Genomic DNA, 15,539 nt, shown 5'->3' on the forward strand with positions numbered 1-15,539 from the left:
TGGCCAATGACCTATAAGTCAAAGTCATGTCTTACAGCAAAATTAAAGCAAAAAAATGGGAACTTCTTTTATTGGCCGCAGTGATCGGAATTGTTGCTTTGTTTTGCGCAATCACGCCGAACTTAAAAACGGGCGAAGTTATTTATCCTGATTTGTATACGAACTCGAATGCGGCCTCTTCGATGGCTCGTCGCTCTGATGACGAGCCCGGCCTGTTTTGGATGAAATTCAAATTAGAGCCGAAATTTTTAGCGCCAGATACTTTGAATTTGCGCACGTGGGGTTGCGTGAATTCATTAACGACAGGAACGCAAGAGTGGAACTTGCCTGAAACGGAAAGACTTCGCTGCTACAACTCTAGGGGCTTGGTTCTTCGCCACACGTCTGAAGCTTTAAAAGCCGGTGTCGAATGGGCTGTAAGTGGTGATACCGACGAAAAGACTTTTGGATTTTCACTTGAAAAAGAATGGTCAGATCCTTTAGTTGTTTCATTGTTGATTGCGCTGTTTGCGGCTTTGGGCGTTTTGTTATTTAGAACGTTACCGTTAGCGACAGTACCGCAAAAAACTTTTGCTACGGCCGTACTATTGGGTGCCTTAGGCATTCGCTTCTTTTTTGTCTTTATTATCCATCCACCACAGACCGGCTTGTGGTCTGATATGGGTGGCTACTTTGTGCGCGCTACTGAAATTCTGAATGGTATTTTCTATGAGTCGCAAAATTTCCAGCCCGTTGGATTTACTTTCTGGTCGTTGATGACGCGTTGGTTGGGCGGCTGGGAGCTGCACAATTGGATGCAGGTCTTTGCTTCGTGGGGAACGAATTTATTAATTTTCTTAATCGTTGTTGAGCACTTCGGTGCGATTGCGGCGCTGTGTGCGTTGGTGCTTTCAAGCATTCACTTTCCGCAAATCAGCTTCGCGACTTATCATTTGGCAGAATGTACTTACACATTCTTGTTAACGTTAAGCCTGTGGTGGTTGCTACGCACTTTGAAAGAAGAAAAAATTTGGAAGTTTTTCTTAGTCGGTTTGCTTTTGATGGTGAGCTTTTATTTCAAAGGCAATCACGCGTTCTTCATTCCGCTTTTCTGCTTCTGGTATTTGGTGCGCAATGGGCGCGACTTCAAGAAGACATTCGTGAACATCTCGGCCATGGCGACGGGCTGTTTGCTGTTATTGGTTCCGCATATGATTTGGACCGCGAAAGTTTATGGCAAACCGATGGCGGGTCCGACGGCGGGTGCGTTGAACTTTGTTGAAGGCAAATGTCCTTCGAAAAACAATCGTGACTCTACGGGTATGTCATGGATGTCACCGCTATTCGCGCAGACGGGCGAGACTTTAAAAAAGACGTGGGATCACCCGTTCACAGATCAAGGCTATTTCTGGAAAGCCGGAATCAACTGTATAAAAGAAAATCCGGCAGTGATGTTTAAAAGTTTCCGTTATGTTTATTATCTATTCCTGGGTAATGAACTTTGGCCTGGCGGCTTTAATAGTGCGTTCAGTTTCTACTATCAGCCGTGGAAGATGTTCTTTATATTCGGTCTTTTACCGCTGAGTTTGCTTGGCTGGTTGCTGCTTTCTAGAGACAAGTCAGACTCACAATCAGTGTTATTCTTGATGTTGTTGTCGGTCTTTATCACGGTCTATGTTTTCAAGTCTGAAAATCGCTTCAGGGCGCCATTTGATGCGGTCTTGTTAATTTGGTCCTCGTACAGTTTGCAGTGGCTTTACTTGAAAGCTGCGGAATTATTGCGACCTAGCCCAGTCGTGACAACGCAGGAAGCCGTGTTAACACTTTCTGAAAGTATCTCTGATTAATACCGGAGCATTAAAAATAGGACCTTTTCGATTTTGATTGGGAGTGAGTGCAGGCTCAGTTATCCTAATACGAATAGGGAGGTCCCATGATCGTTCAATCTCATATTCTCACAAAGGCCCTGGACGCGGCCTTGTCTACTGGGGCAGATTTCGCAGATATCTTCGTTGAAGATACTTATTCATCAAACCTAACAGTTTTAAATTCTAAAGCAGATCAAGCGATCGTCGGTCAATTGTATGGTGCTGGCATTCGTTTGTTCTTTGGTCATGAAATCGTTTACGTCACAACAAACGATTTGTCTGAACAGGGTTTGGTTAAAGCTGCGTTGAATGCGGCACAAAGCCGTGGTTCGGGTGCTGCAAAAAAATCAATGCCGTTGATGCAAGTCCCGTTCGATTCGATTCACACATTTGGTGAAAAAGCTCACGAGATGAATCGCGATAGAAAATTCGGTTGGTTGAATTCTTTGGATCAACATGCGCGTGCACGCAATTCTTCCGTGACGCAAGTTGAAGCGGGCTTGAATGAAAAATTCCAACGTGTGCAAATTGCGAACTCTCGCGGTTTGATGGCGTATGATGAAAGATCTTACTCACGCATTCGTCTTGAAACGTTTGTTGAAAACATGGGTGTCAAAGAAAGCTCTGCAGATACTGTGGGGCACATGGGCACGTCAGAACTTTACGATACGGTGAATATGCAGGCATTCGCGCAAGAAAACGTAGACCGTGCGATGCGCTTAACGACAGCCGCGTATGCACCAGCAGGTGAAATGCCAGTGGTGATTGATAATTCATTCGGTGGCGTGATCTTCCACGAAGCTTGTGGTCACGGTCTTGAAACGACAAGCGTTGCCAAAGGTGCTTCGGTGTTCTGCGGTAAGCTGGGGCAGAAAATCGCCAATGACTGTGTGACTGCGATTGACGACGGTACGATGGAAAACGGGTGGGGTTCATTAAACCTTGATGATGAAGGTAACAAAACAAAACGCACAACATTGATCGAAAATGGCGTTTTGAAATCTTATATCGTTGATGAAATGGGCGCACGCCAAACTGGTTATGAAGCAACTGGTAGCGGTCGTCGTCAATCATACAAGTATGCTCCAGCATCACGTATGAGAAATACCTTCATCGCCGCAGGTAAAGATTCATTTGAAGAAATGATTCGCGACGTGGATTACGGTTTGTACGCTAAGAAAATGGGCGGCGGTTCCGTCAATCCAGGTACGGGCGACTACAACTTCCAAGTGCAAGAAGGCTACATCATTCGTAACGGACGTGTTGAAGAAGTTGTGAAAGGTGCATGCTTGATCGGTCGTGGTATCGATACGCTGGGTAAAATCACAAAAGTCTCTAACGATTTGAAATTGGCGACAGGTATGTGCGGCTCGGTGAGCGGTAGTATTCCTGCAGCTGTTGGTCAGCCGCAAATTCTTGTATCAAGCTTGATGGTCGGCGGGAGAGCAAAATAATGGATACAATCAAACAAAGTTTTGAAAAGATCGCGAACCAAGCAAAACAAGATGGTGCCAAAGTTGAAATGCTTATTTCTGGTGGCGAAAGCTTGAAGCTTGGTTATCAACAAAAGAAATTAGAAAAGTTTGAATCAACACAAACACAAATGGCTGGTCTTCGTGTAATCGTTGGTCCAAGCCAAGGTTATGCGTATACAGAAAACTTGTCGGAAGAGGCTTTGCTTCGCACTTACAAAGACGCTTTGACGAATGCAAAGACTGTGCAGTCAACAGATGCAGTTGAAGTGCCATTGATGAAACCTCAACAAATTCCTGCAATGGATCTTTTTAATCCTGAACAAGTAGCGATGGATCAAAAGTTGGAAGTGGCGCGCGTTCTTGAAGACGCATGTTTAAGTCTTGATAAACGAGTTGAGTCGGTTCCTTACAGCGGTTTTTCTGAAAGTATGAGTTTCCGCCGTATTTTGAATTCAGAAGGTGTGGATCAAGAGTTTAAGCAAAACTATTATTCTGGTTATGCCTATGCTTTGGCGAAAGAAGGGGAGTCGTCAAAAATGGATGGCGACGCTTTCTTTGCACGATCGTTTAAAGACATCGATGCGAAAGCAACAAGCGAAAAGGGAGTTAAAAAATCTCTATCGCGTTTGGGCGCGCAGAAGTTGAAAACGGGTAACTATGCTGTGGTGATTGACCGCGAACAGTTCCCGACTGTGATCGCCATGATCTCTGGTTATCTTTCGGCAAAAGAAGTTCACGAAAACAAATCTTTGCTTAAAGGGAAACTAGGTCAAAAGATTGCCTCTGAAAAGTTTCAATTGATTGACGATGCTTTGAACGCAGAAGGTGTTGCAGTTCGTCCTTTCGATTCGGAAGGTGCGCCATCGCAAAAAACGGTGTTGTTTGAAAATGGTGTTTTGAAGAATTATCTAACGAACCTTGAATACGCGAAGAAAATGAATTTGCCACACACGGCTCACGCAGCAAGAAGTCCGGCATCTTCAATGGATATCGCGCCAACGAATTTGGTGATGGCAAAAGGTTCAAAATCGTTGCAAGAGCTTCTTGCGAAGTACGATAAAGTTGTGCACTTAACCGAGTTCGCAGGTGCTTTGCATTCGGGCTTTAAAGAAGCCACGGGCGATTTCTCGATGCCAGCGGAAGGTTTCTTATACGAGAACGGTAAAATGGTTGGTGCTATCGACCAATTCGTGATGTCGGGAAATGTCTTGGATCTTCTTCGTGATATCGAAGACCTTGGCAATACCTACAACGATCCGGGCTCATCGACATTCACACCGGATGTACTAATTAAATCACTGAGCTTCGCGGGGGCTTAGGGGCGCGAGCCCGCAGTGCCGGAGCGACGGATGTCGCGAAGGCTGGAGCAGCTTAGTTCAGAGTAAACTCATTTTAAAACCCATCGCTTCGTGACATGCTTAAGCTTGTTAAACACTTAGCGCTGGGTTTTTCTCTTGTTAAGAGTGAAAATAAACTCATAAACTTTTCTTAACAAGAGGGATTAATTCTATGAGTTCAAATTCTGAATTAACAAAGAAGACGGGTGCGCTTGAGCGCTTAGCTTCTTCTGTTACAAACTGGGCGGAACGTTGGTTTCCTGATTCTTATATTTTCGCGGTTCTTGCGATTGTCGTTGTTGGCATCGGTGCTTTACTTGCTGGTGTTGCTCCGAAAGCAATTGCGACTTCATTCGGTGAAGGTTATTGGAGCTTGATTCCATTCACGATGCAAATGGCGATCGTGGTGATCTCGGGTTATGTGGTTGCGTCTTCTCCGCCAGCGGGAAAATTGATTAACTGGCTTGCGAAACTTCCTAAAACGGAACGCAGTGCTGTTGCGTATATCGCGTTTTTCACAATCTTAGCTTCATTGTTGAACTGGGCCTTCAGTTTGGTGTTCGGTGGCCTTTATGTCAGAGCACTGGCTCGTCGTAAAGATTTGCGCATGGATTATCGTGCAGCCGGTGCTGCAGGTTATCTGGGGTTGGGCGCAACGTGGGCATTGGGTTTGTCTTCATCAGCGGCACAACTTCAAGCGAACGTTGATAGTATTCCAAAATCTTTGTTGCCGATTACGGGTGTGATTCCCTTTGCGGAAACAATCTTTTTGCCGCAATCGATTTTGATGTTGGCGGTTTTAACGGCCGTGTCGGTAGTGATCGCTTATCTTTCAGCACCTACAAAAGATCGTGCTGTGACGGCGTCTGATTTAGGTGTGGATGTCAGCGGTGACGTTGAAGATGCGGTTGAAAAACCTCACCAACCCAGTGAATGGTTGGAATACAGCCCGATCCTTACGATCTTTGTTGTGATTCTTGGTTTCTGGTGGTTGGCGGAAGAGTTCTTAAATAAGAATGTCATCCTGGCGATTTCCAATTTGAATACGTACAATTTCTTATTCTTGATGTTGGGTATGCTTTTGACGTGGAGACCAAAACGTTTTCTACGCTCTGTCAGTAAAGCCGTTCCTTCGGTCGCGGGCATTTTGATTCAGTTCCCGATCTATGGAAGTATCGCATTTATTTTGACGAAAGCTCCGGGTGTAGATGGTCAGACATTGTCGCATCATATTTCTAATTTCTTCGTTTCCGTTTCAACGACGGACACATTCTCGGCTTTGATGGGTGTGTATTCTGCGATTCTTGGTTTCTTCGTGCCATCAGGTGGTGGTAAGTGGATTATTGAAGCGCCATACTTGATGCAAGCTGCGAATGAATTGAAAGTGCATTTGGGGTGGACTGTGATGGTTTACAACGCGGCAGAAGCGTTGCCGAACTTGATCAATCCATTCTTCATGATGGCTTTGTTGGGCGTACTTGGTTTGAAAGCGCGTGATATCGTGGGTTACACCGTGACACAATTAGTAGTGCATGCGCCATTGGTAATTTTTATGCTGTGGGCGCTTGGCGAAACCTTGCAATACCATCCACCGGTCATCCCGTAAGTGTCCGTGCTGAAAAAATAGGGATTATAAAAATTAAAAACCCTTTCAGTTTTTCTGAAAGGGTTTTGTTTTTGTAGAGCATCGAATTGGCATTAACCGTGCTGCAAGTCGTGCTTTTATTTTTTATCAGACGCTTTCAAAGTCGCGATTTCTTTGGCAACTCGTTCGGCGTCCATCACTGGGTCGACATCTTTTTGGATGCCGCGGATTTTAAGTTCTGGATCAAGAATGAAAGTCCAACGTTTCGACATTTTCAACAGTGGCATTTTGCTGCCGTAAAGATTTACAACTTTATCTTCGGGATCAGCAAGCAATGTGAAATTCAAGTGGTGCTCTTTATGAAATCCTGCTTGTGCTTCAACAGAATCTGCACTGATACCAAAAACGTCGGCACCTTGTTCACGAATTTTTTGGATGCTGTCGCGGAAGGCGCAGGCTTGTTTTGTACATCCTGGTGTGCCTGCTTTCGGATAGAAATACAGAACTGTCCACTGACCTTTGCGATCAGCAAGATTGAAGTCTTTATTTTCTTGAGTCTTCGCTGAAAAAAGTGGGGCAGGGTCGCCGACTTTTAAGTCAGCGGCATGTGCCATTGAACAAAATAATAAGGCGCTAATAAAATATTTCAACTTCATGGGACGTCCTCTATTTATTTTCTAAAATCGCTTTCGCGATTTCTGTGAAACCGATGCCGCCACGTTCTTGTGCAACATAAGTCGGTTTGTTTTTAATTTGGTCGATAAAATTGCGGATATTGGCAACGGCAAAACTGTGCGGGAAGTATGTGAACATCGGCTCATCATTCGGAGAATCGCCACTGAAACCACAAACTTGTTTCGCTTTTTCAGCACTAATGCCGAATTCATTTTCTAAGAAACGCAAAGACATTGTGAGTTTGTCATAACTGCCAAACCAGCCGTTCACATGAATAGAGCTGACTTTTGCTTGCGCACCATGGGCGTGAAAGATGTCGACGATTTTTTGTACTTCCGTGCGCGGTAAAGCGGGAACGTCTTCGCAGAAATCAATGGCTAGATCCATCAGGCGGCAGAATTGATCGCTGGCTAAATCACAACCAGGAACTTTGCTTAAAATTTCTGCTTCAAGATTTTTTAGTTTGTCGCGGTTTTGTTTTTGAGTTGTTTCATCAAAGAAGAAATGGCGTTGCATTTTTCGGTTGTGATAGCGGAAATAAAATCCACCGTTTTCTCCAACGATTCCACTGACTGGCCACATGCGTGCGATCATTTCGCACCAACCAGCAGGGCGACCCGTGATTGGAACAACGTGAATGCCGGCGCGATGTAAGCTCCACAATGCTTCGTACGCTTCAGGACCTAACTGACCTTCGTCAGTCAAAGTGTCGTCGATGTCGGTAAGTAAAAACTGAAGCGAGCTTGAAAATTCAGAAACGTTTTTCAAAAGATATTCCTTGGATTAACAAATGAACCAAAACACTTACACACAAATTTTTCATCTAAATTGCCTTAAAGGGAAGCATCGATGACTTCGGACTTTATACGAGTTGTCAAAATTGAGGCTTGCATCTTAAATCGATCGAATACATGGTTTGTCTATATATATGGGTCGGCTACGCCGGCAGAGCCGGAGCGACGAGAGTCGCGCGGGCTGAAGCAGCTCCTCGACCTTGGGCTAAAGGATGAACATGGCTAAAAAAACAGAAAGTTCAGACGGAATGAAACTAGTTATCGTAGAGTCTCCTACGAAAGCTAAGACTATTCGTAAGTTCTTGGGAAAAGACTACGTCGTAGAATCTTGTATGGGTCACATCCGTGACTTGCCTCAGTCCGCAAAAGATATTCCTGAAAAAGTTAAAAAGGAAAAATGGGCGCAGCTAGGCGTGAACGTAGATCACAACTTCGAGCCTTTGTACTGCATTCCAAAAGACAAAGTTAAAGTCGTTAAAAACTTAAAAGACAAACTTGCCGATGCCTCAGAGCTCTATCTCGCGACCGATGAAGACCGCGAAGGGGAATCTATCAGCTGGCATTTGCTTGAAGTGCTAAAGCCACGTGTTCCAACAAAACGAATGGTGTTTCATGAGATCACTAAAGACGCGATTCAAAAATCTTTGAAAGACACACGCGAAATCGATTTGAATCTTGTGCGTGCACAAGAAGCGCGTCGTGTGCTGGATCGTTTAGTGGGTTACACAATTTCTCCACTTCTTTGGAAAAAAGTTGCCTACGGTTTGTCAGCAGGTCGTGTGCAATCGGTGGCTGTGCGTTTGATCGTTGAACGTGAATTAGAACGTCTACGCTTTAAAAAATCATCGTACTGGGGAGTTCTTGCTGAACTTTCTAAAGATGGCGTGAATTTCGAATCACGTTTACAACAATTCAAACAACAAAGAGTTGCGACTGGTAAAGACTTCGACGGTCTGACAGGTCAATTGACAGCCGGTAAAGACGTTTTGGTTCTGGGTGAAAAAGACGCCGACCAATTGTCGCGCGACTTAAAAACTGGCAACTGGACAGTTTCTGACGTTGAAGAAAAACCAACATTCAGAAAACCAGCAGCACCATTCATCACTTCAAGTTTGCAACAAGAAGCGAATAGAAAATTGGGCTTGAGTGCTCGTGAAACGATGCAAGTCGCACAAAAATTGTACGAGCAAGGTTTCATCACTTATATGCGTACCGACTCTACGTTCTTGTCGAATGAAGCGATCACGGCATCTCGTGATGCGATTCAAACGAAGTACGGCAAAGAATATCTGACTCCGCAACCGCGCACCTATGCTGCGAAAAAAGTAAAAGGCGCGCAAGAGGCCCATGAAGCGATCCGTCCTGCGGGTAACAACTTTATGGACCCAGATGAAACGGGCCTAACAGGTACGCAGTTCCGTTTGTATGACATGATTTGGAAGCGCACGATTGCATCACAAATGGTTGATGCAAGACAAAAACAAGTCAGTGCAAAGATCTCTGTTGGTGATGCGATCTTTTCTGCTTCAGGCATGACGATTGAATTCCCGGGCTTCCTTCGCGCTTACGTTGAAGGCAGTGACGATCCAGAAGCAGATTTGGCGGAACGTGAAGTGCGTTTGCCAGCGTTGAAAGTCAAAGACGCTGTTAAATGCGTGAAGCTTGATCCAACTTCGCATGAAACAAAACCGCCAGCTCGTTATACAGAGGCAAGCCTTGTACAAACGATGGAAAAAGAAGGTATCGGTCGTCCCTCTACTTACGCTTCTGTTATCGGTACAATTATCGATCGCGGATACGTTCGTAAAAACGGAACTGCTTTGATTCCAACTTTCACAGCGATGATCGTTTCAAAACTTTTAAGCAATTACTTATCAGAATACGTGGATCTTGGTTTTACTTCGGAAATGGAGCAAAGCCTGGATAATATCGCAGATGGCGAGTTGGACTGGGAAAGCTATTTGGCTTCCGTCTATAAAGGTCCAAAAGGTTTGCGTGCACGTGTGGAGTCTCAGGAAGAAAAAATCAATCCTGATGAAGCGCGTACGATGATGTTGGAAGGCATGGATAAATATAAATTCCATGTGGGCCGTTACGGCGCATATCTTTCAACAACTCGTGATGGTGCAGAAGTCAGCGCTTCTGTTCCAGACAACGAATCACCAGCAGATATCACTCCTGAAATCGCGGAAAAATTGATTGATCAAAAAATCAATGGTGCGGATTCATTGGGTGAGGATCCTAAAACTGGTTTACCGATTTACGTTCTTAGCGGTCGTTATGGCCCTTACGTGCAATTGGGTGACGTGACTCCGGAAGATGACAAGCCAAAACGTGCGTCGCTTCCTCCAGGCACTCAACCTGAAAATGTCGATTTAAATATGGCTTTAGAATTGTTGTCGTTGCCAAAAACTTTGGGTCAACACCCAGGCACTGGCAAAGACATCAAAGCGGGCTTGGGTCGTTTCGGTCCATTCGTGGTTCACGATGGCGATTACCGTTCGATTCCAAAAGGCGAAAGCATTTTCACGATTACGTTTGAACGTGCTGTTGAAATGTTGGCACAACCGAAAAAAGGTCGCGGCCGTGCTGCTGCATTGAAAGATCTTGGTGCTCATCCTGACACGGGCGATGCGATCCAAGTTTTCAATGGTCCTTATGGTCCTTACATTAAGAGCGGTAAAGTGAATGCCTCGTTGCCAGAAGGCACGACGGTAGAGACGGTCACTCTTGAGCAAGCAGTCGCCCTGATCAACGAAAAGGGACCTGCGAAGGGCAAAGGTAAAGGCAAGGCGAAGGCAGCTCCTAAGGCAGCCAAAGCGAAGAAAGCCGCTGCCTCTGACGGCGAAGAAACGACAGCTCCAAAAAAGGCATTAAAAGGAGCAAGCTCCGCGAAGGATAAGGCCGCCGCTTTGGGAGTTAAAAAAGTTGTGACGAGAAAAGCAAAAAAATAAACCTGCTCTAGAACGCTCGAATTTATAAAGCAAAAAGCTCCGTAGGGAGCTTTTTGCTTTTGGATCCATGCGAGTGAACAGCGGATTGTGTCACTCTGAAGAACTCCGATTTATCAATTGTCATAGAATGCATTAGAGACGGCCTTTGATTTGCTTATTTCTTCTTCGAGCACGGAGAAGTATATGAAGCATGTTACAGGAATCTTTTTGATCCTATCTTTCTTGGGGAGCCTAAGCTTCGCAAGCGATGACTGCAGTAATATCGATGTTCGCAAATCTATGAACCCTTCTTTACAGAAGCGTTTTTATGCACCTTATGATCAGGGGCAAATCGGTTGGTGTTTTGGTTATGCGGCGGCGGATGTATTAAGTCAGGCTGTCGGAGAACCTGTTTCCGCGATTCATCTTTCCTCGCGCTATGCCTCGACGGTTACGGGGGTGGGTCGTCTTGCCCGAAGTATTTTTATGCGCAAAAACGCTGTCTCTGAGGGTGGTTTCATCGAGGGTGCTATCGATGAAATGGAAGAGCTTGGGCATTATTGTGAAGCCAGCGCTGTGCCTTCAGAAGGAACAATGGTGATCTCTGCTCGGGATGGTGTTACAGGATATAACGTTCTCGGCACGGCTGAGTTAATGGGTTATTTGAAATCCTATAGCGAAGGCACCTGCACGGAAGACTGCGCATATTTTATCAATCCATTGATTCGAAGATATTTTCCTAATCAGGACGTCAACGTAGTTAAAGAGTATATCCTTGCGAATAAAACACAGCCTTTAGATCGCTTGGTCTTTGAACTCTTTGATCAAAAGTGTGGTCAAGGTCGTAAGGCTATCACGTCGAAGTTCGCGATAGAATCTTACCAGAACTCCACTTCGCGAAATAAACGTAGAGATATTCAGCCGCAGGAAGAAATTTCGGATCATATCGATCAAGGGTTGAACGCTCAAAAAGTTGTGGGTCTTGAATACGATGCGAAATACGTGACGGGAGCCGGTGGTATTTTTGGTGGGGGTCATGCTTCCACAATTTTGGGAAGAAAAAGCATTGGTGGAGTTTGTCATTATTTGGTTAGGAATTCGTGGGGTAAAACTTGCGCCTATAAGGACGGTATTATTTGCCAGCCAGGAGACGGAACTTACTGGGTCCCAAAAGAAACCATGAACAAAATGGCGACGAAAGTTCTTTGGATTAAGAACTAAGAATCGCTGGGGCCTGTAAGGTGTCTAAACTTTAGACGGAAACGGCCTACGAAGGAAATTTGTGCAGGCCTCTTTGCGGATGGAAAGAGTTTTGTTATAGTGCACAGGCTTTAGAGGAAGTGTTTTATGAGCGAAGAGTCTCGCAAGGGACAATTAGATTTAGGCATCAACCGCCAGCCAGAGAAAGATAGAAACTTTCATCTGGGCGGTCGTAGCTTCTATTTCTTCGACTTCGATGACAACATCGCCTTCTTAACCACTCCATTGATTCTTTTCCATAAAGACACAGGCGCCGAAGTGATGATTTCAAGCGGTGACTTTGCTCAATACCATCAGTCGATCGGTAAGAGCGGTCCGTACGCGGACTACACAATGGATTTCAATGACGAGACGGGCACATTTAGAAATTTCCGCGACCTAAATTTAAGCGACGCTGAAAAGCTTAATGGCAAAAAACAAATCTTCGTGCGCGACGTCGCTGAAGCTTTGGGCTTCCCTGACTTTCAATGGAAGGGCCCTTCGTGGGAGTGCTTCTATCACGCGACATTCAATCAACGTCCTCTTTCAGTGATCACGGCTCGTGGTCATCATCCTGATACAGTGAAAGAGGGGATTCGTGTTTTCGTTAAGAATAAACTTTTGCCCCTTGAACCAAATTATCTGAGCCTTTATCCAGTCAGTCACAAAGCGACACGTATCGGTTTGGGAGATGTGGATTTGTCTCAAGGTACTGCGGAGTTAAAGCAGCGCGCGATCCGTGCAAGTGTGGAAAAAGCGATTGAACTTTACGGCTACAACGCGCATCACCGTTTTGGAATGTCTGACGACGATCCAAAGAATATCCAATTGATCGTGGAAGAAATGACTCGCCTTAAGTCGAGATTCCCAGAGATGTCGTTCTTTATGATCGAAACTCAGCATGGAAACTTCATCAAACATGAAGTCAAAAACAGCGGCCTTGCCGGTGAAAAAATCGAGAACCTTTCCCAACTTTCCTTCTTCGAAGACGATCGACGAAAGTCTTAACATAATATTGCCAGTCCTAAATTTATGACGAGCTTCATAAATTGAATGCTCCTTCCGAAAATAAGATCTAATCTATTGGAATTAGTAGGGCCTTTAACGCGGCCAATGGAAGGACCATCATGAGTTCACTGTCGAGAGGTATTAAGGTTTTAGCCGTTGCGGGATCGCTCGCAATTTCTTCAATTGCAGCTGCACAGCTAAAAGACGGTTTAGAGTGTCGTTATCTTACCGTGATTGAACAAGGTTTTTTAGCGAATCACGTTAAGTACTCTAATCGTGATGCAGAACTAGCGACACGCGTGACAGAGCAATATCTTAAACGCCTTGATCCTTCTAAAATCTATCTGACTCAAACAGATGTTGATGCGATCAAAAAGTCGATGACAAATGTTTTCGACAAAACAAAAAATCGCGATTGTTCATTCTTGGAAGAAGCACAAAAGCTTGTTCTTGAAAGAGTTAAAGACCGCGATGCTTTTGCTAAAAAATATCTCGATAAGTCTTTCAAATTTGATTCAACGACAGAGTTCTCTTTCGATCCGGATAAAAAGCCATGGCCTAAAAACGGTGACGAAGCGAATGAGTATTTGAAAAAATACATTCAATTCCAAATCGGCAACTACCTTGCAACAGACATGAAATTGGATGAAGCGAAAAAGAACGTAATCAAAAATTACGATCGCGCTGTGAAACGTACTCAAGAAACAACTGAAGATGATTTGTTCTCTGGTTACCTTGATAGTTTTGCTCGTGCCTTGGATCCACATTCAAGCTTCTTTTCTCGTGATGTGTTAGAGGATTTCGAAATCCAAATGCGTTTGTCATTGGAAGGTATCGGCGCGACACTTTCTTCACAAGACGGTTTCACTGTTGTTGAACAACTTGTGCCGGGTGGTGCTGCGGCAAAATCAGGTTTGATTGAACCACAAGATAAGATCATCGCTGTTGGCCAAGAAAAAGGCGCAATGGAAAACGTGATCGACATGGATTTGAAAGACGTAGTTAAAAAAATCCGTGGTAACAAAGGTACGAAAGTTCGTTTGACGATCCTTCGTAAATCTGGCGATAGCAAAAAACGCTTCGATGTTACTTTGACTCGTGAAAAAGTAAACTTGGAAGACGAAGCAGCTTCAATCAACTACATCGATAAAGAAATCAACGGTCAGAAGAAGAAAATTGGCGTGATCAATTTCCCAAGCTTCTACGCGGATTCTCGTCGTGGTGGCAGATCTTCTGCTGCTGATATGAAAAAATTGATCAAAGAAGCAAACGATAAAAAAGTAGATGGTTTGGTTCTTGATTTGTCGAATAACGGTGGTGGTTCGCTTGAAGACGCTGTTAAAATCGCGGGTCTATTCTTCAAAGAAGGTAACGTTGTAAAACAATCTTCTAAAAATGAAGGTCGTGCGGAAGCAGCTCTTCGCGACACAGATCCGACAGTTGACTGGGCAGGTCCGCTTGTTGTTCTAACAAGCCGTATCTCTGCATCAGCTTCTGAAATCGTGTCTGGTACTTTGCAAGACTACAAACGTGGCGTTATCGTTGGTGGTGATCACACTTATGGTAAAGGTTCTGTTCAGTCTGTATTGCCGATTCCAAATAACTTGGGCGCTATCAAAGTGACTGTAGGTATGTTCTTCGTACCATCGGGTAAATCAACTCAACATCGCGGTGTCGATGCTGACGTTGTTCTTCCAGGTCCATTCAGCACTGATGATATCGGTGAGAAGTACATGGATTACTCTTTGCCACCGAAAACAATCGAAGCTTTCATTTCTCCAGAGGCTTACGTTAAAGAAGGCCCTGGCGCTTGGAAAGAGTTGAAACCAGAGTGGTTGAAACAATTGAGCGAAAGATCAACTGATCGCGTTGCTAAAAACGACGAATTCAAAAAGATCGTTGATGAACTCAACAAGGCGAAAGCGCGCGGTAAAGTGATCCGTGTTAGCGAAGTCTTGAAAGATAAAAACGAAAAAGAGAAAAAAGAAAAAGCGAAGAAGGTAGCTAGTAAGGCCAAGAAAACTGAAGAATACATGAAGCGTCCTGATATCCAGGAAGCAACAAACGTTCTTCTTGATCTAATCCAACTAGAAGATGGCAAGACTCTTGTCACTCCTAAGCAGGCTAACACTAAATAATTTCTTTGCCCGTTAGTTGTTGTTGTAAAGCCCCGAGCAGAACTCGGGGCTTTTTTTTTGCCCTTGTTCATGCGTCGTTCTTCGGAGTGCGGGGATTTGCTGAGAAGACCTGGCTTCGCCGCTGTTCCGTCGGCACGCCGTCCGGGCTCAGTCGTCGCCGATGGGCAAAGCCCATCGGTTCGCGCCATCGTGGCGCCGACGAAGGCCGACTCCACAGCGGCAAATCCATGCCTCCTCAGCAAATTGCACTTCGATGAAAGAGTAATAAGGGCAAAATAAAAAGGTCGCTCGTCGTGGTTTGTCGGTTGATGTCATAGGCGTTTGCCGATCACAAGCATAAGCACATTCGGATTATACGAGGTTCGTTATTCATAGTTAGTCTTTAGATAACAAAGTGGCGCTGAAGACCACTCAAACCAAAGGAGATCCTATGAAAGCGAAACTTATTGCGAACATCATGGCAGGCATCAAAAAAACAGGTTCTGGCCCTGGTAAATGCGTTCACTGC

10 protein-coding genes are annotated in these 15,539 nt (G+C 44.8%); 8 read left to right on the forward strand and 2 right to left on the reverse strand.

The features are described 5' to 3' along the window. Nucleotides 1-26 precede the first annotated feature (26 nt). The 4 genes from DOE51_RS04520 to DOE51_RS04535 all read left to right on the forward strand — a co-directional run bounded on the left by DOE51_RS04520 (nt 27) and on the right by DOE51_RS04535 (nt 6,265). Entirely contained in the window at nt 27-1,826 is a 1,800-nt protein-coding gene (locus tag DOE51_RS04520) for a glycosyltransferase family 39 protein (protein ID WP_142695380.1), read from the forward strand. An 86-nt stretch (nt 1,827-1,912) separates the two neighbouring features. Further along, complete coding sequence (locus tag DOE51_RS04525) at nt 1,913-3,301, forward strand: TldD/PmbA family protein (RefSeq protein WP_142695381.1); 1,389 nt, start codon at nt 1,913-1,915, stop codon at nt 3,299-3,301. Next, entirely contained in the window at nt 3,301-4,641 is a 1,341-nt protein-coding gene (locus tag DOE51_RS04530; RefSeq protein WP_142695382.1) for a TldD/PmbA family protein, read from the forward strand. Before DOE51_RS04525 ends, DOE51_RS04530 begins: the two co-directional genes overlap by 1 nt. Before the next feature lie 190 nt (nt 4,642-4,831). Further along, nucleotides 4,832-6,265, forward strand: a complete 1,434-nt coding sequence (locus tag DOE51_RS04535) for a short-chain fatty acid transporter (RefSeq protein ID WP_142695383.1) — start codon at nt 4,832-4,834, stop codon at nt 6,263-6,265. 116 nt (nt 6,266-6,381) lie between these two features. On the opposite strand, the gene DOE51_RS04540 is transcribed toward DOE51_RS04535, so the two are convergent. After that, nucleotides 6,382-6,900 (reverse strand): peroxiredoxin, encoded by a 519-nt coding sequence (locus DOE51_RS04540; RefSeq protein WP_142695384.1) that lies wholly within the window; start codon nt 6,898-6,900, stop codon nt 6,382-6,384. Between the two features lie 10 nt (nt 6,901-6,910). Then, nucleotides 6,911-7,687 carry an HAD family hydrolase gene (locus tag DOE51_RS04545; RefSeq protein ID WP_142695385.1) on the reverse strand — a complete coding sequence of 259 codons (777 nt, stop codon included), beginning with the start codon at nt 7,685-7,687 and terminating at the stop codon, nt 6,911-6,913. A 244-nt stretch (nt 7,688-7,931) separates the two neighbouring features. Here DOE51_RS04545 and topA point away from each other — a divergent pair, with 244 nt between their 5' ends. The 4 genes from topA (at nt 7,932) to DOE51_RS04565 (ending at nt 15,031) form a co-directional block, all read left to right on the forward strand. Continuing rightward, entirely contained in the window at nt 7,932-10,667 is a 2,736-nt protein-coding gene (gene topA / locus DOE51_RS04550) for a type I DNA topoisomerase (RefSeq protein WP_142695386.1), read from the forward strand. A 183-nt stretch (nt 10,668-10,850) separates the two neighbouring features. Beyond that, a complete protein-coding gene (locus DOE51_RS04555; protein WP_142695387.1) occupies nt 10,851-11,867 on the forward strand; it encodes a hypothetical protein in 1,017 nt (338 codons plus the stop codon). Between the two features lie 126 nt (nt 11,868-11,993). Then, nucleotides 11,994-12,893 carry a hypothetical protein gene (locus DOE51_RS04560; RefSeq protein WP_142695388.1) on the forward strand — a complete coding sequence of 300 codons (900 nt, stop codon included), beginning with the start codon at nt 11,994-11,996 and terminating at the stop codon, nt 12,891-12,893. Nucleotides 12,894-13,012: 119 nt separating this feature from the next. Further along, the gene (locus DOE51_RS04565) at nt 13,013-15,031 is read left to right on the forward strand and encodes a S41 family peptidase (RefSeq protein WP_142695389.1); all 2,019 of its coding nucleotides are present in this window, start codon (nt 13,013-13,015) and stop codon (nt 15,029-15,031) included. The last annotated feature ends 508 nt before the right edge of the window (nt 15,032-15,539 follow it).

The sequence above is a fragment of the Bdellovibrio sp. NC01 genome (assembly GCF_006874625.1).
GTDB lineage: Bacteria > Bdellovibrionota > Bdellovibrionia > Bdellovibrionales > Bdellovibrionaceae > Bdellovibrio.